Consider the following 22,852-nt stretch of genomic DNA (forward strand, 5'->3'; position numbering starts at 1 on the left):
ATGCCGTACGCTGATTCTTTTCCAAACGTTCAAGGAAAGTGCCCATGCTCCGCCCTACCCTCCGTTTCACCGGCCTCTGCGCCGGCCTGTTGATCTGCGCCAACGCCATGGCCCTGTCGCTCGGTGATCTCTCGCAGAAGGACGCCACGGGCGGCCTGAAGGATGCCCTCACCCAAGGCGCCCAGATCGCGGTCAAGCAACTGGGTAAGCCTGGCGGTTTCAGCAACAACCCCGAGGTGAAAATCGAGCTGCCGGGCAAGCTCGGTAAAGTCGCCAGCAAGATGAAGGCCTTCGGCATGGGCGCTCAGGTCGACCAATTGGAAACCAGCATGAACCAGGCTGCCGAAGCCGCCGTGGTGCAGGCCCAGCCGATCCTGGTGGATGCGGTGAAGAACATGAGCGTGACGGATGCCAAGGGCATTCTGAGCGGCGGCAACGACTCGGCCACGCAATACCTGAACAAGAGCAGCCGCGAGCAGATTCGCGCGAAGTTCCTGCCGATCGTCAAGCAAGCCACCGACAAGGTCGGCCTGGTCCAGAAGTACAACGCCTTCGCCGGCCAGGCTGCGACACTCGGCGTGGTGGACACCAAGAGCGCCAACGTCGAGAACTACGTGACCGAGCAGGCGCTGGACGGTCTGTTCGAAATGATCGCCAAGCAGGAAGCAACGATCCGCCAGAACCCGGCGGCCGCGGCGACCAGTCTGGCCAAGAAAGTGTTTGGCACCCTCTGAGCCCTATCCGACAAATACAATACCTGTGGCGAGGGAGCTTGCTCCCGCTGGGGCGCGTAGCGCCCCCAGGTCTTTTGCGGTCGCTGCGCAACCGAGCGGGAGCAAGCTCCCTCGCCACAGGTTCGATGTGCGCCTGTGGGTCAGGTTTTCCTGACCCTGAACCATGCCGCATACAACGCCGGCAGGAACAACAGCGTCAACGCCGTCGCCACGATCAAGCCGCCCATGATAGCCACCGCCATCGGCCCGAAGAACAGGCTGCGCGACAGTGGGATCATCGCCAGGACCGCCGCCAGTGCAGTCAGTACAATCGGCCGGAAACGGCGCACGGTCGCTTCGATGATCGCCTGCCAGGGGGCGAGCCCCGCCTTGATGTCCTGTTCGATCTGGTCCACCAGGATCACCGAATTGCGCATGATCATCCCGGACAACGCGATAGTGCCGAGCATGGCGACAAAACCGAACGGCTGGCGGAACACCAGCAGGAACAGCGTGACGCCGATCAGTCCCAGCGGCGCGGTGAGAAACACCATCGCCGTGCGCGAGAAGCTGCGCAGCTGCAGCATCAGCAACGTCAGCACCACCACGATGAACAGCGGCACGCCCGCATTCACCGATTTCTGCCCGCGGGTTGAATCCTCCACCGTGCCCCCGACTTCCAGCAGATAGCCGTCCGGCAACTCTGCGCGGATCGGGTCCAGGGTCGGGAAAATCTGTTGCACCAGCGTCGCCGGTTGCTCCTTGCCATAGATGTCGGCACGTACGGTCACACTGGGCAAACGGTTACGGTGCCAGATCACCCCTTCTTCAAAGCCGTATTCCAGCGTCGCGATCTGCGACAGGGCAACGCTCGTGCCGTTGTCGGTAGGCACCGCCAGGCTTGGCAACAGTGAAAGCTCGGTGCGCTCATGCAAGGTGCCACGCAGCAGGATCTCGATCAGCTCGTTGTCTTCGCGGTACTGGCTGACACTGGAGCCGGTGAGGGAGCTTTGCAGGAAACTCGACAGGTTGGCGGTGGTGACGCCCAACGCGCGGGCGCGATCCTGATCGATGTTGAGGTACACCACCTTGCTCGGTTCTTCCCAGTCCAGGTGGACATTCGCGACGTAGGGGTTTTCGCGAACCTTTGTCGCGACTTTCCGGGCAAGCGCGCGGACTTCTTCGATGTGCTCACCCGTCACCCGAAACTGCACCGGATACCCCACGGGCGGGCCGTTTTCCAGGCGTGTGACCCGCGAGCGCAGGGTCGGGAACTGCTCGTTCAGTGTGCTGATCAGCCAACTGCGCAGAGGCTCGCGGTCTTCGATGGTCTTGGCCAGCACGACGAATTGGGCAAAGCTCGGCGCCGGCAGTTGTTGATCCAGCGGCAAGTAGAAGCGTGGTGAGCCGGTGCCGACGTACGCCACGTAATTGTCGATGCCAGCGTGGTCCTTGAGCAGCGCTTCAAGGCGCTTGACCTGCTCCGCGGTGTTGACCAGCGAAGCGCCTTCGGCCAGCTTCAGGTCGACCATCAGCTCCAGTCGTCCCGACGCCGGGAAAAACTGCTGCGGGACAAAACGGAAAAGCACCACCGAGCCAACGAACAACAGCACGGTCAAGGTGATCACTGTCTTGCGTCGACGCACGCACCACTCCACCGTTCGCCGGACTCGCTGATAGAACGGCGTGCCGTAAGGGTCCGGCTGGCCGTCAGCGGTGCCATGCCTGGCCGCGTGAATCTTCGCCAGGTCCGGCAGAAGTTTTTCCCCGAGATACGGCACGAACACCACCGCGGCCACCCAGGAAGCGAGCAGCGCGAGGGTCACCACCTGGAAAATCGAACGGGTGTACTCACCGGTGCCCGATTGCGCGGTGGCGATCGGCAGGAACCCCGCCGCGGTGATCAGGGTACCGGTGAGCATCGGGAACGCTGTGCTGGTCCAGGCAAAGCTGGCCGCCTTGATCCGGTCGTAGCCCTGCTCCATCTTGATGGCCATCATCTCCACCGCGATGATCGCATCGTCCACCAACAGACCCAGCGCCAACACCAACGCGCCAAGGGAAATCTTGTGCAAACCGATGCCCAGGTAATACATCGCGGCGAAGGTCATCGCCAAGACCAGCGGAATCGCCAGCCCCACCACCATTCCGGTACGCAGCCCCAGGGAAAAGAAGCTCACCAGCAACACGATCGTCAGTGCTTCCACCAGTACCTGGACAAACTCGCCGACGCCAGTCTTCACCGCAGCCGGCTGGTCGGAAACCTTGCGCAGTTGCATGCCCGCCGGCAGGGTGTTCTGGATGCGGGCAAACTCGGCTTCGAGGGCCTTGCCGAGGATCAGGATGTCGCCGCCCTCCTTCATCGCCACGGCCAGGCCGATGGCGTCTTCAGCCATGAAGCGCATGCGCGGGGCCGGTGGGTCATTGAAGCCGCGCCGGACATCGGCCACGTCACCGATGCGGAAGGTCCGGTCGGCCACGCGGATCGGAAAGTCACGGATCTCTTCCACGGTCTGGAAATTCCCCGAGACCCGGAGCTGCAATCGCTCGCTGCCGGTCTCGAAGAAGCCGGCGGTCGATACCGCGTTCTGCGCCTGCAGAGCCTGCTGGACAGCCGCCAGGGGCAAGCCGAGGGTCGCCAGCTTCACGTTCGACAGCTCGACCCAGATTTTCTCGTCCTGCAGGCCGACCAACTCGACCTTGCCCACGTCCTTGACCCGCTGCAGCTGGATCTGGATACGGTCGGCGTAATCCTTGAGCACGCCATAATCGAAGCCGTCACCGGTGAGCGCGTAGATATTGCCGAAGGTAGTGCCGAACTCATCGTTGAAGAACGGCCCCTGGATACCGGGCGGCAAGGTCTGCCGGATATCGCCGATCTTCTTGCGGATCTGGTACCACAGCTCGGGAATCTGCTTGGAATGCATGGAGTCGCGAGCCGCAAAAGTCACCTGGGATTCTCCCGGGCGGGAAAACGAGACGATCTTTTCGTAGTCGCCGGTTTCCATGAGCTTCTTTTCGATACGCTCGGTGACCTGGCGCGACACTTCCTCCGCCGTGGCCCCCGGCCAGACGGTGCGGATGACCATGGCCTTAAAGGTGAATGGCGGATCTTCGCTCTGACCCAGCTTGGTGTAGGAAAGCGCGCCGACGATCGCCAGCAAGAGCATCAGGAATAGTACGATCTGGCGGTTACGCAACGCCCATTCGGAGAGATTGAAGCCCATCGGGGATTACTCCTTGGCCGCCAGGTTGACCACGCGATTGGAGCGATCCACCGGCCGAACCTGCTGGCCGTCCAGAAGCACATGCACGCCAGCGGCCACCACCCAGTCATTGGCACTCAGGCCTTCGAGCACCGGCACGGTCTTTTCACCGAAGGCGCCAACGCGCACCGGGACTTTCCTGAGCGTGTTGTCGGGCTTGACCACCCAGACGAAGGTGGCGCCGTTCTCGGCGGTGAGGGCCGACAATGGCACCGACAGCGGCGCCTTCTCAGTGGTCTGGATAAACACCCGGGCGCTCTGGCCCAGTTCCGCCGGGACGCTGCCAGCGGTAAAGGCGACGCGCGCGGCGAAGGTACGGGATTTCGGATCGGCGGCCGGCGAGAGTTCGCGGATGCGTCCGCTGAAGCGCTGATCGGGCTGGCTCCACAATTCAACCGACACTGGCTGGCCGATCTTGAACCGCCCAAATCCCTGCTCCGGCAGGCTGATCAACACTTCACGCTCGCCGTCGGTGGCCAGGGTGAAGACGGTCTGTCCAGCCGACACCACCTGGCCGACTTCCACCGCCCGCCGGGCCACCACGCCGTCCTGGGGTGCACGCAACACCGAATAGCTGGCCTGGTTGCTGGCAACGTCGAATTCGGCCTTGATCTGCTTGAGCCGCGCGGCACCGGAGCGATAGAGATTTTCGGCGTTGTCGTATTGGGAGCGGCTGACCATCTGCCGCTCCATCAAGGTCTTGTAGCGGTCACGCTCGGCTTTCACCAGGCTCAGGTTGGCCTCGGCGGCGGCGACCTGGGCCCGACTGGCTTCCAGTTGCAGGCGCACATCCTCGGGGTCGAGTTCGGCCAGCGCCTGGTTGGCCTTGACCCGCTGGCCCTCTTCCACCAGCCGGCGGCTCACCTTGCCGCCAATGCGAAACGCCAGGTCCGGCTCGAACCGCGCCCGTACTTCGCCGGGATAACTATCCATTGCTTGGGCCGAAGGCTCCGGCTTGACGACCATCGCAGGGCGCACGGCGACCGGCGTCGGCTCCTCATGACCGCACGCAGACAATAAAAAAGCCAGGCTGACTGGCACGGCGAGGGGCAGGACATAGCGGAACATGGTGGATGACCTTTCGCTAATGGTGCTTGGAATAATTATACTGGCGAGTATGTTATTAATAGCAAACTCACCAGTCCAGTATTAAAAGCGAATAATGTCGAACAATCCTCCCTCCTCCAGCGGCCCTGGTCGTCCCAAGGATCTGGCCAAGCGCCAGGCCATTCTCGACGCCGCAAAACGCCTGTTCCTGAGCCTGGGCTACGCCAGCACCAGCATGGACGCTGTGGCCACCGAGGCCGGCGTCTCGAAGCTGACCGTCTACAGCCACTTCAATGACAAGGAAACGCTGTTTTCCGCCGCCGTGATTGCCAAGTGCGAGGAACAGGTGCCGCCGCTTTTCTTCGAATGGGCCGACGGTGTTCCGATTGAACACGTGCTGCTGAACATCGCCCGCGGCTTCAACCAACTGATCAACAGCGACGAATCGGTGAACCTGCATCGGCTGATGGTGGCGCTGGGTAGCCAGGATCCGAAGCTCTCGACCATCTTCTACCAGGCCGGCCCGCAGCGAATGCTTTCCGGAATGGAAAGGTTGCTGACCAAGATCGACCAGAGCGGCGCCCTGAGCATCGACAAACCGCGCAACGCCGCCGAGCATTTTTTCTGCCTGATCAAGGGCGCGGCGAACTTCAGGTTGTTGTATGGCTGCGACGGGCCGCAGGACGCCGAAGCGGCCGAAGCGCATGTGCAGGAAGTGGTGGGGTTGTTTGTGCGGGCTTATCGGCCTTAGTTCGACCGGTCACTTTCGCTGGCTGGGAGGGCCTCTTCGCGAGCAGGCTCGCTCCCACAGGAGAACTGTGGTGAATATGGATTCTGCTGAACAGCTCCTTCCCAAGACCCTATGTGGGAGCGAGCCTGCTCGCGAATGAAGTCACCCCGGTCTCAAGCCTTGAGCGCTTTCTTCGGATAGATATCGTACCGACTGGACTTGCCTTCCAGCCCATGGCTCGGCTTCGGCCCTTCAATGCAGGGGGCCTTGCGCGGGCGCTTGACCACCACCCGGTGGGTCGCCAACGCCAGCGCGGCGGCAAGCAGCGCCGGGGCGTCGGTATCATCGCCCACCAGCGGGCGGAACAGGCGCATCTCTTTTTTCACCAGGGCGGTTTTCTCCCGATGGGGAAACATCGGGTCCAGGTAGATCACCTGGGGCGGCTCGCCTTGCCAACTGCGCATCACTTCGATGGAATTGCCCTTGAGCAAGCGCATCCGCGCCACAATCGGCGCCACATCGAAATCTTCCGCACCGCGAGCCAGGCCATCCTCCAGCAAAGCACCGATCAAGGGTTGACGCTCGATCAGGCTCATCTCGCAGCCGAGACTCGCCAGCACGAACGCATCCTTGCCCAACCCCGCCGTGGCATCCAGCACTCGCGGACGCACACCCTGGGCGACACCGACTGCCTTGGCGATCATCTGGCCACTGCCGCCCCCGTACAAACGACGATGGGCTGCGCCGCCTTCGACGAAATCCACCCGCACCGGTCCCGGCGCATCGGGACCCAGCTGCTGCAATTGCAACCCGTGCTCGCCGACCTGCAAGGCGAACTCGCCGTCATCCATCTGCAACGGCAGGCCGAGCTGCTCGGCCCACTGCTCGGCGCGGGGTTGGAATGCCGGGGCCAGGGCCTCGACGTGGATGCGGCAAGCCGCGAGTTGCTCAATCATGAAAACATGCTCAAAAAATTAAGGATCGGCAAAAACGGCCGATAACAACGGTGAACGGCATTTTGCCAGAGCTGAGCGTCGACCGAGAAAAATGTCAGACATTCAATCCACATCGATAGGCGTTATCTCCCCTTACGGCGATTACAGCCTGCGTAACACCCAAGCGCTGAGCGGCGTCAGTCACCTGTGGCAGGATTTTTTTGCCCGGGCCCTGGCCGATCAGTTGGGTGAAAACGCACCGGCGCCCGGCAGCTACCAGCCAGTCGCCCTCGATGAAGCGGTTGAACCGACCCTGGGCGCCGAGCTGCTGGAGCATATCGTCAGCCAGCGCACCTGCGACGTGACGGAAACCCAGGTCAAGCCACCCGAGCCGTTGTTCCTGCCGATCGCCGAGTTCGAACTCGATTTGCTCGACAAGCCGTTCCCGCCCTTCCCGCCAGAAGAAATCGTCGCACAGCAAAAGCAGCAGACCTTCGAGAGCAACTGGGTTCGCCCGATCGTCCTCGCCGCCGGTCAACCGTTGCCAGAACCGGGCCCGGCACCACAGCCGCGTCGACTGCCCCTGCCGATTGCCGAATTCGAACTCGACCTGTTGGACAAGCCATTCCCTCCATTCCCGGAAGAGGAACTGGTGGCGCAGCAGAAACAACTGGACTTCGACACTCGCTGGGCGCGTCCGATCGTATTGCAGAACCTGCGCATCGCTGCCTGATTCCTCAACGACAAATCCACCAGGGCCCCACATCCAGATGAAAATGGTTGCGGTGCGCCGCGTTGTAATCCGGACTCAAGACCACACTGAACATGTCGCAGGCGCCATCGCGCACCTGCCGTAGAAACTGCGCATCGGTGTTGTCCTTCGGCCAATCCCTGAGCACGCTGACGGCTCGTCCATCGGCCAGGCGAAACCCGGCGATGTCCAATGCGCTGGCAGTGGCGTGCTGGCTGCGCGCGCCGCTTTCACGACCGTACATGTTGCGACAGGCAAAACTGCCCAGGTGATCGACCCGCGTGACTTGCTTGCCATAGGCGGCCATTGCCGCCGGCTGCAATGCATGGCGCTCGAACAGCGCGAAGGCCACCGCCAGTGGGCAACTGGCGAGGAAGCTGCTGCTCAGCGCCACCTCACCGCCCTGCACCCGCAGCACATTGGTCAGCGGGCACGAGGTATTGGCGCCGCTGTCGGCCTGGCGAGCGGTGCGCAGCCCCGACGTGGCGAGCGCCTGGTCACACAGTTGCGGATCGTTGCGCAGCGCCATGAGTTTGTAGCGGGTCAGCAGATTTGGCGGCGCTTTCACGTCCAGCGGCGCCCAGGGGTTCCATTGCGGCGGTACGGTCAGCCAACCGCGCCATACCGCCACCACCGCGACGCCAGCGATCAGCGTCAATACCATCAGTCCTTTCAAAAACCGCACGACAACGCCTCGGGATTCAACCCTTGAATAATTGATTGGCCTGGTTGAAAGGCATTGAGCGACGGGTGAAGGTGAAGGTCCCCTGCCGTTGGATTTCTTCGGCGGCGCGGAAAAACTCGCCATACGCCGCCAGCGCGAGGGCCGATCCGACACTGATGCGCTTGACGCCCAGTTCACTCAACTGGGCTACCGTCAGATCCAGCGCGCCGGACATCAGTACGTTAACGGGCTTGGGCGCCACGGCCCGGACCACCGCCAGCACTTGCTCGGCGCTGCTCAGCCCCGGCGCGTACAGCACATCGGCGCCGGCGTCGGCGAAGGCCTTCAGGCGTCGGATCGTGTCGTCCAGATCCGGCCTGCCATGGAGGAAATTTTCCGCCCGCGCGGTCAGCAGGAAAGGGAAAGGCAGACTGCGCACCGCCTCGGCGGCGGCCTTGACCCGCGCCACGGCGTGCTCGAAATCGTAGATCGGGCTGTCTTCGCGGCCCGTGGCATCTTCGATGGAGCCCCCTACCGCGCCGGCTTGTGCCGCGCGGAGCAAGCTGCGGGCGCAGTCTTCGGGCGCATCGGCAAAGCCGTTTTCCAGGTCGACGGCGACTGGCAGGTCCGTGGCCGCAACAATCGCTCGCACATTCGCCAGCGTGTCATCAAGGCCCAGGGCGCCGTCGGGTCGTGCCAGGGAAAAAGCGTGACCGGCACTGGTCGTCGCCAATGCTTCAAAGCCGAGGCTGGCGAGCATCTTTGCCGAACCGGCATCCCATGGATTGGGAATGACAAACGCCCCATCGCGTTCGTGCAAGGCCTTGAACGCCTGGGCTCGGCGGGTTTGTGCATCCATGAAAGTCGCTCCTGAGCAATTTTGCGCAATTCGCCTCAGAGCAGACCGAGTTGCTCGGCGGCGGGTTCTCTATATAGCTCAGGCAGCGCCGGCAAGCCAGGCAAACGCTTCATCAGGCGGCTGTGAAAATGCATCGCGAGTTTCGCCGCCAGCAGATTGTCGGCGGTGTGCAGGAACATATACGGCGTGCGCCCCTCTTCGATCCACACGGCGATTTTTTCTACCCATGGCGTCAGGAACGGCTCGTTGGCCTCCACTACCGGATGACCGACGAAGCGCACCTGCGGGTATTGAGTGAACGCCGCCGGTCGCGTCGGCACCCGGGGCTTCTTGTATTGCGCGTGAATGACTTCAGGGGCGGTCGACGCGCAGCTGAACAGGCCGCGGGGATCGAGACAGATGCGTTCGACACCACGATCGAGCAGCAAACGGTTGAGCTGTCGTTCAGCGTCGCCTTTGGCAAAAAACTCATCGTGACGCACCTCTACGGCCAACGACCGTGGGAACGCGTCGATGAATGCCGCCAGCTCCTGCAATCGATTGGGCGTGAACGCCTTGGACAGTTGCAGCCAGAACGGCGAGACGCGCTCGCCCAACGGGCTCAGCAACTGGACAAAGGTTTCGGTGGCGGTCAGGTGTTCGCGCAGGTCGCCGCCGTGGCTGATGTCACCGGGGATCTTGGCGGTGAAGCGAAAGTGCTCGGGCATGATCTCGGCCCAGCGCTGAACGGTGGACGCGGCCGGGCTCGCGTAGAAGGTCGTGTTGCCTTCCACGGCGTTGAATACTTGAGAGTAGAGACCGAGGAAATCGGAGCTTTTGGCGTCTTGGGGATAAAGATAATCGCGCCAGGCGTTTTCGCTCCAGGACGGGCAACCCAGATAGTAGGGCAACCGCATCAGATGTAGAGGTCGAGGCCCAGCACTTCCATATCCCAATCAACGAAACCGGCGGTGCTCAGGTAGCTGGCCAGCGCCGTCGCGACACTGCGGCTCATGGCGCGGTGATACAGCATGTCCTGCTGACGGGCGGGAAGATTGCTCAGGCGTTGCGCGGAGGCTTTGGCGGTGCGGGCGGCCAGTTGCTCTTCGGACGGAAATTCCAGCTCACCATCGATGTCATCGAAGTTTTCCGGCTCAGCGGCTTTACCCGCACGAGGCCGACGCTTGATGGGGTAGGACTGGGATGAAACGCCGTCTATACGCATAACAGAATGCTCGGTATCAATGATGGCAATTTAGCGGCACATTCGTATCCGCGCAAATGCGCAAGTGATAACTAGAACACATAAAGGCAAAAAGGTTTAAAAACCGGCGAAAAAAGTGACGACTGGCAATTTTGGGTGTGACTTTTGGGTCTTGGGATGACTTTGACAGGCCTTAGCTGGATTAATGGCTTTGTGGCGAGGGAGCTTGCTCCCGCTGGGTTGCGAAGCAACCCCAAGATTTAATTTCAGCCCGACCAGTAAGGGCACCAAGGAAATTTCAGGGCCGCTTCGCGCCCCAGCGGGAGCAAGCTCCCTCGCCACAATGGTGCTCGCTCGAGAGTGTGGTCAAGTTTGGGTTTACCGTTCGGACTTGGGCGTCGCGACCTTGTCCCGCAGGTACACCGGCTGCGCATCGTCGGCAGGGATGGCTTCGCCGCGTTCCCAGGCAAAGCGTGCCAGGGCCAGCAGGTCTTCGGCATGGGGCAACATCGAGGCATCCTGGCCGACAAGGCTGACGCCGATTCGCTCGCCGTAGCCCCAACCGGTACCGGCGCCGAACCAGTCACCGCTGGTGTCAGCCGGCAACGCCGCCGCTTCGGGTGGCAACACCGCCTCGGCACCGACCAGGCGCATCTCGCCAGCGGTTTCGCGATAGCAGCCCCAGTACACCTCGTCCATGCGCGCATCGATGGCGGCCGCTACCTGATGCGCGCCGTGCTCGCGCAAGGCGCGCTGGGCCAGTACGGCCAGGTTCGAGACCGGCAATACCGGGCGTTCCAAGGCGAAAGCCAGGCCCTGCACGACGCCAATGGCGATGCGCACGCCGGTAAACGCCCCTGGGCCGCGGCCAAAGGCGATCGCATCCACGGCTTGCAAGGTGATCCCGGCATCGCTGAGCAATTGCTGAATCATAGGCAGCAATTTTTGCGCATGCAGGCGCGGGATCACCTCGTAGTGGCTCGTGACCTTGCCGTCATGCAGCAAGGCAACGGAGCAAGCTTCAGTCGCGGTGTCCAGGGCCAGCAAGGTGCTCATCGATATGTCCGTAAATCAGGTGGGAAAAAGTGCGCCAGTATAAACAACTACGGCCCGCAAGCGGGCCGTAGTTGAGGCTGCAATCAGCGTTTTCAGCTCAGTGCTTCAAGCACCTTGCCGGTGATCGCGTCGACCGAGCCGACGCCCGGGATGTGGCTGTACTTCGGCTTGCCCTGGGCAGCGGACAGCTTCTGGTAGAAATCCACCAGCGGCTTGGTCTGGGAATGGTAGACCGACAGGCGATGACGCACGGTTTCTTCAGTGTCGTCCTTGCGCTGCACCAGCTCGTCGCCAGTCACGTCGTCCTTACCGGCGACCTTTGGCGGGTTGTAGACGGTGTGATAGACACGACCGGACGCTTCGTGAACGCGACGCCCGGCAATACGCTGGACGATTTCCTCGTCATCGACCGCGATCTCGACAACATGGTCGAGCTCCACGCCAGCGCTCACCAGGGCTTCAGCCTGAGGGATCGTGCGTGGGAAGCCATCGAACAGGAAGCCGTTGGCGCAGTCGGCTTGAGCAATGCGGTCCTTGACCAGCGCGATGATCAGGTCATCCGACACCAGGCCGCCGGCATCCATGATGCTCTTGGCCTGAACACCCAGTGGGGTACCAGCCTTGACCGCGGCGCGAAGCATGTCGCCAGTGGAGATTTGCGGGATACCGAATTTTTCGGTGATGAACTTTGCCTGAGTACCTTTACCGGCCCCGGGAGCTCCCAGCAGAATGACGCGCATCGATGTGCTCCTCAATTTTTTTATGTAAAACGCTCGGATTCGCCTCGTGGGGCCAATCTTCGAAAAACTTGATCGTGACCGCCCAAACGGCCAAAGGCTGATCAAGATACACAGCGGGCCCGACCCACACAAGCCGCCGAAAGTCGGAGTAACCCGCGCCGCACGCGACCTTCGTAGGGGGTAGTGAGAGTCGCAAGCGGACAACAAACTGTCGCCTGGTCGACCTCCCTGCCCCTGCAAACAGCTACGCCCGGACAGGCCGGGCGTGCTGTTTTTTAGCCCTCCGGGAGATTAGCCGGTGTTGCGCAAACCGGCGGCAATCCCTGCCACAGACACCAGCAACGCCTGTTCCACAGGGCTGCCCTGGGCCACGTCCTGCTGCCGCGAACGTGCCAGCAGCTCGGCCTGCAACAGGTGCAGCGGGTCGAGGTAGGTATTGCGCAGGCGGATGAATTCCAGCGTGTCTGGGCTATGTGCCAGTAGCTGCGACTGGCCGGTCAGGCCCAGGACCACCGAACAGGCCTGCGACAATAGGTCGCGTAAATGCTCGCCCAAAGGCAGCAACGCTGGTTCCACCAGACGCTCGTCATAGGACTGGGCAATATCGGCGTCGGCCTTGGCCAGGACCATCTCCAGCATGTCGATGCGGGTGCGGAAGAACGGCCATTGCTCACGCATCTGCCCGAGCAGTTCGCCCTCGCCGCGCTCCAGCGCCTTGCCCAGGGCGGTTTCCCAACCGAGCCAGGCCGGCAGCATCAACCGGGTCTGGGTCCAGCCGAAAATCCACGGGATCGCCCGCAGGCTTTCGATACCGCCGGCCCGACGTTTGGCCGGACGGCTGCCCAAGGGCAGGCGGCCCAGTTCCTGTTCCGGCGTGGACTGGCGGAAATACTCGACGAATTGCGGATTTTCGCGCACTACGGCCCGGTAGGCATTGACCCCGTCGGCAGCCAGTTCATCCATCAGATGCCGCCATTGCGGGGTTGGCGGCGGTGGTGGCAGCAAGGTCGCTTCGAGCACTGCGGCGAGGTAAAGATTGAGGTTCTGTTCGGCGATGTCCGGCAGGCCGAATTTGAAACGAATCATTTCGCCCTGTTCGGTAGTGCGGAAACGTCCGGCCACCGAACCCGGCGGCTGGGACAGGATCGCCGCGTGCGCCGGGCCGCCGCCACGGCCGACGGTGCCACCGCGGCCATGGAACAACAGCAATTCGACTTGCTGCTCGCGGCAGATGTCCACCAGACGCTCCTGGGCGCGGTATTGCGCCCAGGCTGCCGCCGTGGTCCCGGCGTCCTTGGCCGAGTCGGAATAGCCGATCATCACTTCCTGGGGACCTTGCAGGCGCGAGCGATAACCCGGCAGCAACAGCAGGCGTTCGATCACCGGCCCGGCGTTGTCCAGGTCGGCGAGCGTTTCGAACAGCGGCACTACGCGCATCGGCCGCAATACGCCGGCCTCCTTGAGCAGCAACTGCACCGCCAGCACATCGGAAGCCGCGCCGGCCATGGAAATCACATAAGAGCCCAGGGACGCTGCCGGTGCCGCCGCAACCTCGCGGCACGTGGCCAGGACTTCCGCCGTATCGGCCGACGGCTTGAAGTAAGGCGGCAACAAGGGCCGGCGATTATTCAGTTCGCCCAAGAGGAAACCGATGCGCTGCTCTTCGGCCCATTCCTCGTAACGCCCCAGCCCGAGGTATTCGGTGATCTCGGTCATCGCCGCCGTGTGCCGCGTCGAGTCCTGGCGCACGTCGAGGCGCACCAGGAACAGGCCGAAAGTCACCGCGCGGCGCAGGCAATCGAGCAACGGCCCGTCGGCAATCACGCCCATGCCGCACTCATGCAGGGACTGGTAGCACAACTCCAACGGATCGAGCAGTTCACGGTTGCCCTGCAGCACCTCGGCGGTCGCCGGCGTCGCGCCTGTCAAGGAGGCCTGGGCCCAGTTGCGCGTGGCTCGCAGGCGTTCGCGCAATTGCTTGAGCACCGCGCGATAGGGCTCGGCGCTGTCACCGGCCTGGGCGCGCAAAGCCTCGCTGGCTTTCTGCATGGACAAGTCGGCGGCCAGATGGTCGACGTCGCGCAAATACAGGTCCGCCGCCATCCAGCGCGCCAGCAGCAACACCTCGCGAGTGACCGCGGCGGTGACGTTCGGGTTGCCGTCCCGGTCGCCGCCCATCCACGAGGCAAAGCGGATCGGCGCGGCCTCCAGCGGCAGGCGCAACCCGGTGGCGGCATGCAGGGCCTGGTCAGCCTTGCGCAGGTAATTGGGGATGGCGTGCCACAGTGAATGCTCGATCACCGCGAAGCCCCACTTGGCCTCGTCCACCGGCGTCGGGCGGGTCCGGCGAATCTCTTCGGTGTGCCAGGCTTCGGCGATCAACCGCTGCAAGCGTTCGTGGATCTGCGCGCGCTCGGCACTGGTGAGGTCGCGATGGTCCTGGGCGGCCAGTTGCGCGGCGATCGCGTCGTATTTCTGGATCAACGTGCGCCGGGCGACTTCCGTGGGATGCGCAGTGAGCACCAGTTCGATTTCCAGCCGGCCTAATTGCCGCGCCAGCGCTTCGGCGCCATGGCCTTCGGCTCGCAGGCGCGCCAGCAGCTCGGGCAGCACGCGTGCTTCGAACGGCGCCGGCCTGGATTCTTCGCGGCGGTGAATCAGCTGGTATTGCTCGGCGATATTGGCCAGGTTGAGGAACTGGTTGAACGCCCGCGCTACCGGCAGCAACTCGTCCTCGCTCAACTGGTTGAGGCTGGCGCTCAGTTCCGCATCCATCGAACCGCGTCGGTCAGCCTTCGCGCCTTTGCGAATCTGCTCGATCTTGTCGAGAAAGGCGTCTCCGTACTGGTCGCGAATGGTATTGCCCAGCAGCTCGCCGAGCAGGTGGACGTCCTCGCGCAAGCGGGCATCAATATCGGTCATCAGCAGGTCTCCAGCAAAAAGGTCCGGACAGCTTTGTAGGAGAGAGTGCCGATGCCGGTCGCTTATGACAAGCGACGAAGGGACTTTAAACCTTGTCAGCCAAAGCTAGTCTCATGGGTAAGCCACACAACGGCTTGTCACTGTCGCGCCCGCCACGAGCGGGTCCATTGAGGCGCCATCATGAAAATCCGTGAACTTGCTCAGCACTGGGAAGAAAACGCCAAGGGTCACCTGACCCAGACCGGTTATACGATTCATCTGGATGTAGAAGCCGCCGCACGCCTGGCGGCGATCTGCGACATGTACCCCAAGCGCCAGCCCGAAGAACTGCTCGGCGAATTGATCGGCGCGGCGCTGGAGGAGCTGGAAGCCAGCTTCCCCTACATCAAGGGCGCGCAGGTCGTGGCCACCGATGAAGAAGGCGACCCGCTGTACGAAGACGTCGGTCCGACCCCGCGATTTCTCGCCTTGTCCCGTCGTCATCTGCGCCAACTCTCCTCGCAAAACGACAAGTCCAAGCACTGATACCCTCTCCCCGCATCGCGCTATCCCGGCACCGCTACCGAGTTTGTGGTGCCGGAATACCGCTGCCCGCCTTGAAAGTTCAGCTTTTTGGCAGCTGACCGATCAGTCAGCATTTCTTTTGGCGATTGGCCATCCTTACCTGAACTTTTGAAAAACGCCTCGGGTCACACCGAGTAACCATACTGGAACGGTCGTTTAAATAAACGCGCCCTGGCGCCAGCGCCAAAACAGACGTCACGGCTTCGGTCCCAGCATGGATTAGTGTTTTTTCAGGAGTTTTCCAATGGAGTTGAAGCCTATGAATACCTGCACTGCCAAACCCTCATCCACTGGCTTGCGCGGCCTGAAGTTGGCTGCCCTGGCTATCGGTAGCAGCTTCATTCTGGCCGGTTGCGCCGGCAATCCACCTTCGGAGCAATACGCGGTCACGCAATCGGCGGTCAACAGCGCCGTCAGCGCGGGCGGCACCGAGTTTGCCGCGGTGGAAATGAAATCGGCCCAGGACAAACTCAAGCAGGCCGAGATCGCCATGCACGACGAGAACTACGAAGAGGCCAAGCGTCTGGCCGAACAGGCCGAATGGGATGCGCGCGTTGCCGAACGCAAGGCCCAGGCAGCCAAGGCCGAACAGGCCCTCAAGGATTCCCAGAAAGGGGTTCAGGAACTGCGTCAGGAAGGCATGAACAAGGTTCAGTAACCCTGTTCGAGCCACGACGTATTTCTCATTGATAAAAGGACGACAGACTATGACGCACAAACATTTCATGATGCCCGCCCTGCTTGCCGCCTGCGTAGCCCTGGCCGCTTGCTCCCACGACCCGAACGCGAACCTGGAACAGGCCCGTACCAACTACAACGGCCTCCAGGCCGACCCGGCGGCCACTAAGGTCGCGGCCCTGGAAACCAAAGAGGCCTCCGACTTCCTGGCCAAGGCCGACAAGGCCTACCTGGACAACGAAGACGAAGCCAAGGTTGACCAACTGGCCTACCTGACCAACCAGCGCGTCGAAGTGGCCAAGCAGACCATCGCCCTGCGCAACGCTGAAGCCGAGCTGAAAAACGCCGGTGACGAACGCGCCCGCGCACTGCTCGACGCCCGCAACGCGCAGATCAAGCAGTTGCAGGACAGCCTCAACGCCAAGCAGACCGAGCGCGGCACGCTGGTGACCTTCGGTGACGTGCTGTTCGCCACCAACAAATCCGACCTGCGCGCCAGCGGCATGACCAATGTGAGCAAACTGGCGCAGTTCCTCCAGGAAAACCCGGATCGCAAGGTGATCATCGAAGGTTATACCGATAGCACCGGTTCGGATTCCTACAACCAGTCGCTGTCCGAACGCCGCGCCAGCTCCGTGCGCACCGCCTTGGTAAAAATGGGCGTCGACCCGGCCCGCATCGTGACCCAGGGTTACGGCAAGGAATTTCCGGTCGCCGACAACACCAGCGTCTCGGGCCGTGCCATGAACCGTCGCGTGGAAGTCACTATTTCCAACGACAACCAGCCAGTCGCCCCGCGCTCGACCATGAGCGCCAACTGATCGGCTGACTGCAACGCAAAAGCCCCGCCTGACTTCAATCAGGCGGGGCTTTTTATTGGCTGAATATAGTTGGCAGTACCCCTTCCCTGTGGGAGCGAGCTTGCTCGCGATAGCGGAGTGTCAGCCAACCACAATGCTGCTGAACCACCGCCATCGCGAGCAAGCTCGCTCCCACAGAGGTCTTGCTTATGGCTGAAGTTTCTGCGGCGTCTCCTGCCCCATGCACCGCACCGCGCGTTTCTTCTCGTTGATCAGCACACCGGTCAGGCCTTTCTGCTCGGTGTCGAACAGCACCAGTACCCCATCAATGCATTGGGCGACCTGGGGCGCCGGCTCCAGGGCGACTTTATAGTCTTCGCCCGGCACGGTCTTGAGCATGGTGAACTGGCTGAGCAGCAACGCATCCTCGGGCTTGGCGAAATGCAGATAGCCGTAGTACCAGAGCGCCGCGACGGTGCCGAGAATGCTGCAGATACCGGTGATGATCAGGGGGATGGCGTTGCGTTCTTCGCTCATTGCGGGTTCTCGGATGATTCAACGGAAGATTTCGGGTAGTTCGGCACCTCGCCCAGGCGGCGCAAGCCATCGAAGTGCTGGGGATCGTCGAGGTAGCGCAGCATCACGGTTCGCCAGGTCGGGTCGGCGAAAGTCTGAACGTGGCCGCCCCGGGTCAGTTGCAGGACCCGGGGCGGCGGCGCAGCTTGATACAAGCGGATGCCGTTGGAAAGGGGCACGATGGGGTCGTCAAGGCTGTGGTAGATCAGTTTCGGCACGCCGTTCAATTGTGCGATCGAGCCAATGGCGCTGTCGCCGTCCGGCACCAGCCACGACAGCGGCACCTGCAACGCCCAGGTCAGCCATGAAGTGCCCAGGGCAAAACGTCCGACGTCGCGATAGCTGGCGGGCACGCCATCAAGCACCAACGCCTTGAGCTGCTGTTGACGCTGAGGATGTTCTACCAGGTAATGCACCGCCAGCGCGCCACCCAGGCTCTGGCCGAGCAGCACCAGCGGCTTGCCTTGGACCTCGGGCGATTGGTCGAGCCATTTGAACGCAGCGTCGATGTCCCGGTAGATCGCCGGCAGGCTCGGCTCGCCCTCGGACACCCCATAACCCCGGTAATCGACCATCAGCACTTGATAACCCTGCTCCGGCAACCACCAGCTCCCGCCGAGGTGCCAGGACAGGTTGCCGCCGTTGCCGTGCAAATGCAGCACCGTGCCCTTGACCTCGACACCCGGCTTCACCGGCAGCCACCAGCCACGCAGCTTCAGGCCATCAGCCGTGGTCAGGGTGACGTCGCGGTATTCGAGCTTGGCCCGCTGCGGCGTGAACGGCAGTCCGCGTTCGGGGTAGAACAGCAGGGAGCTGCAGCCACTCAGGGCCAGCAGCAGGCAAATGATGCCGAGGGTTCGCATCCGGTGAAGCCTCGTAAAATTGGAGGTTACACACCCCCCATTGTGGGAGCGAGCTTGCTCGCGATAGCGGTAGGTCAGTCAGCAAAGGCGTTGACTGAACCACCGCTATCGCGAGCAAGCTCGCTCCCACAGGGGATGGGTGGTGCTGTTAAAGAATGTTCGAATAGTCCGCTTCGATCCGGTCCAGGCTCAGGTGGTTCAAGAAGTTGGAGAAGCACATCCACGCCGACAAGGCGTTCATGTCGCGGAACTGCTCGGGCAGGTATTTGGGCGGCACGACCAGGCCCTCATCCACCAACTGGCGCAGGGTGCGCATATCCTCCAGGGTGGTCTTGCCACAGAACAGCAGCGGCACCTGCTCCAGCTTGCCTTTGCGCACGGCCAGCTGAATGTAGTTGTAAACCATGATGAAGCCCTTGAGGTAGGACAAGTCTTTGGTAAATGGCAGACCGGTCGGCACCGAGCCACGGAAAACGCGGCTGGCGTTGCCGTAGCTTTCGGCCATTTCAAAACCCTGTTCGCGGAAGAACTCGAAGACCTGCAGGAAATCAGCGCCCTCCTCCACCATATGGATGGCGCGGGTGCGGTTGGTGAGTTTGCGCAGGCGACTCGGGTAGGAGGCGAAGGTGATGATTTCCATCAGGATCGCCAGGCCTTCCTGGGTCACCGTCGACGAGGGCGGGCCCTTGGACAGGAAGGTGCAGATCGGCTGGTTCAAACCATTGAGGGTGGTGCCAACATGCACCAGTCCCTCATGGACCTCCAAGGCGCGCACATCCCGCTCGTTGAACATCGCGTCGGTGCGGATCTTGATGTAGTCGGCACCCGCCGCCGCGTCGGCGACGATACCGTCGGACTCGAATACGCGAATGGTTTCCTCGGCCTCGCCAAACACCCGGTTGAGGCGATGCTGCAACAGGCTGACGGCCTCCTTGGCACTGAGCACCTTGGGCTCGTCCTTGAGGTCGCCACGGCCATCGATGTTGTTCAGGTAGTCGGAGAGCATCAGGCCCAGGTCGGCCAGGGTCGGGTCACCAGCGTGGAAGGCATCGGAAGCGGCGCCGTACAGTTCCTGGGAAATCAGCCCGAAGTCCTCGGTGCCGCGCGCTTCGAGCATGCGCACCACCATGCGGTACTCCTTGCACATGCGCCGCATGATCTGGCCCACCGGGTTGAACTGCCCAAGCTGACGGGTGATGTCACGCTCGATGTTCTGGAACTCCAGCTTCACTTTGCTGGAATCGAAGGACAGTGGCCGGTTGAGGTAATAATCACGATCCACCGCAGGCATTTCCTTGCCCTTGGCCTTGAGAAACCCCTTGCGGATGCTCTCGTCCCACTTCACCGCGTCGAGAATGCGAATCGGCGTTTGCGCCAGCACAATGCGATCGGACAAGGTGCGTATCGTCTGCTGGTAATCGTCCACCCGAAACTCCTGTGAAAAAACGTCCGCTTGTAGCCGTTATTGGGATTTGCTCAGTCGCTGGTAGCGCACGGCTTCCGAGAACACATCGGAGTTGGCCGGGTCGTCGAGGTAGCTGAAAACCTTGTTCATGTCGCTGTCCACCAGCACGCCATCACCCTCCTCGCTCTGGTTTGGCTGGCCGCTGAGGAGTTTCTGGCCGATGGCCTGGTTGATCTGTTCCATGTCCAGGTTGTAGACCACCAGTTCCTGCTTGTCGGTCAGTTCGAAACCGGCGATGACGAAATGGCCGCCGAAGCGCGCCGGCACCTTGGCCGACAAATACCAGCGACTGCCGTGGCGGGAGACGGTCAGGGGAATGGCTTCGCGCTCCTGAGGCCTGGCCCTGAAATAACTGACGGCCTGGTAGCGATGCTTGCCGACCTCCGTCAGCTCCAGGTTCACCGGCTCGCCCCAGGCGTTGGTGCTGGTCCAGTGGCCGAGCAGGCCCTTGGGCGCGGCTTCGCTGTCGGGCAACGGCGCCTTGAACGACACCAGGCAGCCACTGAGCAGCAGCAACGACACGGCCAGTGCAACGGCACGCCAGGCTTTCATTGGAACTCCCTATGGCTTCAGCGTCTTGTCTTCCGTGGCGAGGGAGCTTGCTCCCGCTTGAGTGCGCAGCGCTCATAAAAGAGGGGCCGCTGCGCAGCCCAGCGGGAGCAAGCTCCCTCGCCACAGGGGACCGTAATAACCCATTTGGGTCACACCGACGCCAGTACCAAGTGCATGTAACGGGTCAGGATGCCGAGCATGTCTTCTTCAGCTACCGGCTCGGCGCCATTGAGCAAGCCCTGATATTCCATCCGTCCGATAATCGCCGTCAACACTTTGGCATCCTGTTGTGGCTCGCGGGAGCCCAGAACCTGGAAAAACTGACAGGTGCCGTGCAACAAAATCTGCTGGTGAGAACGCACCAACACCGCCAGGCGCGGGTTGAGCAGCGCTTCCTGGCGGAAGGCCTGTTCGGCCATCAGGTAGTCGCGACGGCTATGCAATTGATGCTGCACGTAGTCCGCCGTCATCCGCGCGATGTCGTCCGCCAGTTGCGAGCGCGACGCGGCGCTGCCATCCCCGTAGGCGACCATCTCGCGCAGCAGGCCTTCATTATTGGTCCACAGCTTGGCCATGAACGCCGCGCTGCGTTCCACGTACTGGGCGAAGGTGTCGGTGAGCAGGTCGTCGATGTCCTTGAAATAATAAGTGGTGGCCGACAGCGGCACGCCCGCTTCGGCGGCCACCGCGCGGTGGCGCACCGCACGCACGCCATCGCGCACGACAATGCGCATGGCCGCGTCGAGAATCTCCTGGCGGCGCTGTTCACTGCCCTGTCGGCTGGCCTTGCGACCCTGGTACTGAACACTTTCAGCGACAGCAGTGGCGACGCCCGCTGCACCTTCTGGAGCCATTGCACGATTCACGACAGGTCTTTCCTCGCTATTTCAGAAGTAACCAATTGATACGTTTGTACCAGACAGGCATTAAAAAGCCGCCCATCGAGGCGGCTTTTTAATTGAAACACTTACGCTTGGGGCCGCATGTGCGGGAACAGGATGACATCCCGGATCGACGGTGAGTTGGTCAGCAACATCACCAGGCGATCGATACCAATGCCTTCGCCAGCCGTCGGTGGCATGCCGTACTCCAAGGCGCGAACGAAGTCGGCGTCGTAGTGCATGGCTTCGTCGTCACCGGCGTCCTTATCGGCCACCTGGGCCATGAAGCGCTCGGCCTGGTCTTCCGCGTCGTTGAGCTCGGAGTAGGCGTTGGCGATTTCACGGCCGCCGATGAACAGTTCGAAACGGTCGGTCACGCTCGGGTTCTCGTCGTTGCGACGGGCCAGCGGCGACACTTCGAACGGGTATTGGGTAATGAAGTGCGGCTGCTCCAGCTTGTGCTCGACCAGCTCTTCGAAAATCATTACCTGCAGCTTGCCCAGGCCTTCGAAGCCGAGCACCTTGGCGCCGGCCTTCTTGGCGATGGCACGCGCCTTGTCGATGTCCTGCAGGTCGGCCGCAGTAATTTCCGGGTTGTACTTGAGGATCGAATCGAACACCGACAGGCGCACGAACGGCTCGCCAAAGTGGAACACCTTGTCGCCGTACGGCACGTCGGTGCTGCCCAAAATCAACTGTGCCAGCTCGCGGAACAGTTCTTCGGTCAGGTCCATGTTGTCGTTGTAATCGGCGTAGGCCTGGTAGAACTCGAGCATGGTGAACTCGGGGTTGTGCCGGGTCGAAACGCCTTCGTTACGGAAGTTGCGGTTGATCTCGAAGACCTTCTCGAAACCACCGACCACCAAGCGCTTGAGGTACAGCTCCGGCGCGATGCGCAGGAACATTTCCATGTCCAGGGCGTTGTGGTGGGTTTCGAACGGCTTGGCCGCCGCGCCACCCGGAATGGTCTGCAGCATCGGCGTCTCGACTTCCAGGAAGTCACGCTTCATCAGGAAGCTGCGGATGTGCGCGATGACCTGCGAGCGCACGCGGAACGTGTGGCGCACGTCTTCGTTGACGATCAGATCGACGTAGCGCTGGCGGTAACGCTGCTCGGTGTCGGTCAGGCCGTGGTGCTTGTCCGGCAGCGGGCGCAGGGATTTGGTCAGCAGGCGCACGCTGGTCATTTCGACGTAGAGGTCGCCCTTGCCGGAGCGGGCCAGGGTGCCTTCGGCGGCAATGATGTCGCCCAGGTCCCAGGTCTTGACGGCGGCCAGGGTTTCTTCCGGCAGGGTCTTGCGGTTGACGTAGACCTGGATGCGACCGGTCATGTCCTGGATCACCAGGAACGAACCACGGTCGAGCATGATACGACCGGCAACCTTGACCGGAATCGCCGCCTCGGCCAGCTCTTCCTTGGTCTTGTCCGCGTACTTCTTCTGCAAGGCATCGCAGTACGAATCGCGGCGGAAGTCGTTGGGGAAGGCCTGGCCCTTGGCGCGCTCGGCAGCAAGCTTTTCCTTGCGCAGGGCGATCAGGGAGTTTTCTTCCTGTTGCAGGGCTTGCGGGTCGAGTTCTTGGTCGCTCATGTCTTTAAGGTTTCCATC

22 protein-coding genes are annotated in these 22,852 nt (G+C 62.1%); 6 read left to right on the forward strand and 16 right to left on the reverse strand.

Annotated features, from left to right (window positions below; translation table 11 throughout):
* Window positions 1–44 precede the first annotated feature (44 nt).
* Entirely contained in the window at window positions 45–734 is a 690-nt protein-coding gene (locus J3P91_RS21885; protein ID WP_434572087.1) for a DUF4197 domain-containing protein, read from the forward strand.
* Window positions 735–874: 140 nt separating this feature from the next.
* Here J3P91_RS21885 and J3P91_RS21890 read toward each other — a convergent pair whose 3' ends face one another.
* Complete coding sequence (locus tag J3P91_RS21890; RefSeq protein WP_434601729.1) at window positions 875–3,940, reverse strand: efflux RND transporter permease subunit; 3,066 nt, start codon at window positions 3,938–3,940, stop codon at window positions 875–877.
* 6 nt (window positions 3,941–3,946) lie between these two features.
* On the reverse strand, window positions 3,947–5,047 hold the full coding sequence (locus tag J3P91_RS21895) for an efflux RND transporter periplasmic adaptor subunit (RefSeq protein WP_434572084.1): 1,101 nt from the start codon (window positions 5,045–5,047) through the stop codon (window positions 3,947–3,949).
* 94 nt (window positions 5,048–5,141) lie between these two features.
* On the opposite strand from J3P91_RS21895, the gene J3P91_RS21900 reads away from it, so the two are divergent.
* Entirely contained in the window at window positions 5,142–5,777 is a 636-nt protein-coding gene (locus J3P91_RS21900; RefSeq protein ID WP_434572083.1) for a TetR/AcrR family transcriptional regulator, read from the forward strand.
* A gap of 152 nt (window positions 5,778–5,929) precedes the next feature.
* Here the strand turns inward: J3P91_RS21900 and J3P91_RS21905 are convergent, their stop codons facing one another.
* Complete coding sequence (locus J3P91_RS21905; RefSeq protein ID WP_434601730.1) at window positions 5,930–6,712, reverse strand: class I SAM-dependent methyltransferase; 783 nt, start codon at window positions 6,710–6,712, stop codon at window positions 5,930–5,932.
* 91 nt (window positions 6,713–6,803) lie between these two features.
* Between J3P91_RS21905 and J3P91_RS21910 the strand changes: the two genes are divergently transcribed.
* On the forward strand, window positions 6,804–7,424 hold the full coding sequence (locus J3P91_RS21910) for an energy transducer TonB (RefSeq protein ID WP_305499072.1): 621 nt from the start codon (window positions 6,804–6,806) through the stop codon (window positions 7,422–7,424).
* Between the two features lie 4 nt (window positions 7,425–7,428).
* On the opposite strand, the gene J3P91_RS21915 is transcribed toward J3P91_RS21910, so the two are convergent.
* The 7 genes from J3P91_RS21915 to ppc all read right to left on the reverse strand — a co-directional run bounded on the left by J3P91_RS21915 (window position 7,429) and on the right by ppc (window position 14,866).
* Complete coding sequence (locus J3P91_RS21915; RefSeq protein ID WP_434574103.1) at window positions 7,429–8,106, reverse strand: extensin-like domain-containing protein; 678 nt, start codon at window positions 8,104–8,106, stop codon at window positions 7,429–7,431.
* Between the two features lie 37 nt (window positions 8,107–8,143).
* The gene (locus tag J3P91_RS21920; protein WP_434601731.1) at window positions 8,144–8,965 is read right to left on the reverse strand and encodes an isocitrate lyase/PEP mutase family protein; all 822 of its coding nucleotides are present in this window, start codon (window positions 8,963–8,965) and stop codon (window positions 8,144–8,146) included.
* Window positions 8,966–9,000: 35 nt separating this feature from the next.
* Window positions 9,001–9,861, reverse strand: coding sequence for a DUF72 domain-containing protein (locus J3P91_RS21925; RefSeq protein ID WP_434601732.1), 861 nt, complete (start codon window positions 9,859–9,861; stop codon window positions 9,001–9,003).
* A complete protein-coding gene (locus J3P91_RS21930; RefSeq protein ID WP_434572076.1) occupies window positions 9,861–10,169 on the reverse strand; it encodes a hypothetical protein in 309 nt (102 codons plus the stop codon). Before J3P91_RS21930 ends, J3P91_RS21925 begins: the two co-directional genes overlap by 1 nt.
* Before the next feature lie 357 nt (window positions 10,170–10,526).
* The gene (gene tsaB / locus J3P91_RS21935; protein ID WP_434601733.1) at window positions 10,527–11,204 is read right to left on the reverse strand and encodes a tRNA (adenosine(37)-N6)-threonylcarbamoyltransferase complex dimerization subunit type 1 TsaB; all 678 of its coding nucleotides are present in this window, start codon (window positions 11,202–11,204) and stop codon (window positions 10,527–10,529) included.
* 92 nt (window positions 11,205–11,296) lie between these two features.
* Window positions 11,297–11,944 carry an adenylate kinase gene (gene adk / locus J3P91_RS21940; RefSeq protein WP_434601734.1) on the reverse strand — a complete coding sequence of 216 codons (648 nt, stop codon included), beginning with the start codon at window positions 11,942–11,944 and terminating at the stop codon, window positions 11,297–11,299.
* Window positions 11,945–12,235: 291 nt separating this feature from the next.
* On the reverse strand, window positions 12,236–14,866 hold the full coding sequence (ppc, locus tag J3P91_RS21945) for a phosphoenolpyruvate carboxylase (protein ID WP_434601735.1): 2,631 nt from the start codon (window positions 14,864–14,866) through the stop codon (window positions 12,236–12,238).
* A 180-nt stretch (window positions 14,867–15,046) separates the two neighbouring features.
* Here ppc and J3P91_RS21950 point away from each other — a divergent pair, with 180 nt between their 5' ends.
* From J3P91_RS21950 to J3P91_RS21960, 3 genes are all read left to right on the forward strand, one after another.
* Window positions 15,047–15,391 (forward strand): pilin assembly protein, encoded by a 345-nt coding sequence (locus tag J3P91_RS21950; RefSeq protein ID WP_434572070.1) that lies wholly within the window; start codon window positions 15,047–15,049, stop codon window positions 15,389–15,391.
* A gap of 283 nt (window positions 15,392–15,674) precedes the next feature.
* Window positions 15,675–16,088, forward strand: a complete 414-nt coding sequence (locus J3P91_RS21955; RefSeq protein WP_014336761.1) for a DUF4398 domain-containing protein — start codon at window positions 15,675–15,677, stop codon at window positions 16,086–16,088.
* A 49-nt stretch (window positions 16,089–16,137) separates the two neighbouring features.
* Complete coding sequence (locus J3P91_RS21960) at window positions 16,138–16,929, forward strand: OmpA family protein (RefSeq protein ID WP_305499061.1); 792 nt, start codon at window positions 16,138–16,140, stop codon at window positions 16,927–16,929.
* A 186-nt stretch (window positions 16,930–17,115) separates the two neighbouring features.
* Here the strand turns inward: J3P91_RS21960 and J3P91_RS21965 are convergent, their stop codons facing one another.
* The 6 genes from J3P91_RS21965 to lysS all read right to left on the reverse strand — a co-directional run bounded on the left by J3P91_RS21965 (window position 17,116) and on the right by lysS (window position 22,834).
* On the reverse strand, window positions 17,116–17,445 hold the full coding sequence (locus tag J3P91_RS21965) for a hypothetical protein (RefSeq protein WP_434601736.1): 330 nt from the start codon (window positions 17,443–17,445) through the stop codon (window positions 17,116–17,118).
* Entirely contained in the window at window positions 17,442–18,347 is a 906-nt protein-coding gene (locus J3P91_RS21970; protein WP_434601737.1) for an alpha/beta hydrolase, read from the reverse strand. Before J3P91_RS21970 ends, J3P91_RS21965 begins: the two co-directional genes overlap by 4 nt.
* Before the next feature lie 148 nt (window positions 18,348–18,495).
* The gene (locus J3P91_RS21975) at window positions 18,496–19,773 is read right to left on the reverse strand and encodes a flavohemoglobin expression-modulating QEGLA motif protein (protein WP_014336757.1); all 1,278 of its coding nucleotides are present in this window, start codon (window positions 19,771–19,773) and stop codon (window positions 18,496–18,498) included.
* Between the two features lie 36 nt (window positions 19,774–19,809).
* Window positions 19,810–20,364, reverse strand: a complete 555-nt coding sequence (locus J3P91_RS21980) for a hypothetical protein (RefSeq protein ID WP_305499058.1) — start codon at window positions 20,362–20,364, stop codon at window positions 19,810–19,812.
* 149 nt (window positions 20,365–20,513) lie between these two features.
* Entirely contained in the window at window positions 20,514–21,230 is a 717-nt protein-coding gene (locus tag J3P91_RS21985; RefSeq protein WP_434572066.1) for a TetR/AcrR family transcriptional regulator, read from the reverse strand.
* A gap of 101 nt (window positions 21,231–21,331) precedes the next feature.
* Window positions 21,332–22,834: a lysine--tRNA ligase gene (gene lysS / locus J3P91_RS21990; RefSeq protein ID WP_305499056.1), complete on the reverse strand. Its 1,503-nt coding sequence runs from the start codon at window positions 22,832–22,834 to the stop codon at window positions 21,332–21,334.
* Window positions 22,835–22,852: the final 18 nt, after the last annotated feature.

Origin of the sequence: Pseudomonas sp. Z4-7 (assembly GCF_051131965.1) — a bacterium.
GTDB lineage: Bacteria > Pseudomonadota > Gammaproteobacteria > Pseudomonadales > Pseudomonadaceae > Aquipseudomonas.

Bases quoted from the DNA above. Each gene is read 5' to 3' on its own strand.
- lysS (WP_305499056.1), bottom strand. From the start codon at position 22,834: ATGAGCGACCAAGAACTCGACCCGCAAGCCCTGCAACAGGAAGAAAAC.
- J3P91_RS21970 (WP_434601737.1), bottom strand. From the start codon at position 18,347: ATGCGAACCCTCGGCATCATTTGCCTGCTGCTGGCCCTGAGTGGCTGC.
- J3P91_RS21910 (WP_305499072.1), top strand. From the start codon at position 6,804: ATGTCAGACATTCAATCCACATCGATAGGCGTTATCTCCCCTTACGGC.
- J3P91_RS21895 (WP_434572084.1), bottom strand. From the start codon at position 5,047: ATGTTCCGCTATGTCCTGCCCCTCGCCGTGCCAGTCAGCCTGGCTTTT.
- J3P91_RS21905 (WP_434601730.1), bottom strand. From the start codon at position 6,712: ATGATTGAGCAACTCGCGGCTTGCCGCATCCACGTCGAGGCCCTGGCC.
- J3P91_RS21950 (WP_434572070.1), top strand. From the start codon at position 15,047: ATGAAAATCCGTGAACTTGCTCAGCACTGGGAAGAAAACGCCAAGGGT.
- J3P91_RS21915 (WP_434574103.1), bottom strand. From the start codon at position 8,106: ATGGTATTGACGCTGATCGCTGGCGTCGCGGTGGTGGCGGTATGGCGC.
- J3P91_RS21930 (WP_434572076.1), bottom strand. From the start codon at position 10,169: ATGCGTATAGACGGCGTTTCATCCCAGTCCTACCCCATCAAGCGTCGG.
- ppc (WP_434601735.1), bottom strand. From the start codon at position 14,866: ATGACCGATATTGATGCCCGCTTGCGCGAGGACGTCCACCTGCTCGGC.
- J3P91_RS21960 (WP_305499061.1), top strand. From the start codon at position 16,138: ATGACGCACAAACATTTCATGATGCCCGCCCTGCTTGCCGCCTGCGTA.
- adk (WP_434601734.1), bottom strand. From the start codon at position 11,944: ATGCGCGTCATTCTGCTGGGAGCTCCCGGGGCCGGTAAAGGTACTCAG.
- J3P91_RS21965 (WP_434601736.1), bottom strand. From the start codon at position 17,445: ATGAGCGAAGAACGCAACGCCATCCCCCTGATCATCACCGGTATCTGC.
- tsaB (WP_434601733.1), bottom strand. From the start codon at position 11,204: ATGAGCACCTTGCTGGCCCTGGACACCGCGACTGAAGCTTGCTCCGTT.
- J3P91_RS21920 (WP_434601731.1), bottom strand. From the start codon at position 8,965: ATGGATGCACAAACCCGCCGAGCCCAGGCGTTCAAGGCCTTGCACGAA.
- J3P91_RS21980 (WP_305499058.1), bottom strand. From the start codon at position 20,364: ATGAAAGCCTGGCGTGCCGTTGCACTGGCCGTGTCGTTGCTGCTGCTC.
- J3P91_RS21890 (WP_434601729.1), bottom strand. From the start codon at position 3,940: ATGGGCTTCAATCTCTCCGAATGGGCGTTGCGTAACCGCCAGATCGTA.
- J3P91_RS21885 (WP_434572087.1), top strand. From the start codon at position 45: ATGCTCCGCCCTACCCTCCGTTTCACCGGCCTCTGCGCCGGCCTGTTG.
- J3P91_RS21900 (WP_434572083.1), top strand. From the start codon at position 5,142: ATGTCGAACAATCCTCCCTCCTCCAGCGGCCCTGGTCGTCCCAAGGAT.
- J3P91_RS21955 (WP_014336761.1), top strand. From the start codon at position 15,675: ATGGAGTTGAAGCCTATGAATACCTGCACTGCCAAACCCTCATCCACT.
- J3P91_RS21925 (WP_434601732.1), bottom strand. From the start codon at position 9,861: ATGCGGTTGCCCTACTATCTGGGTTGCCCGTCCTGGAGCGAAAACGCC.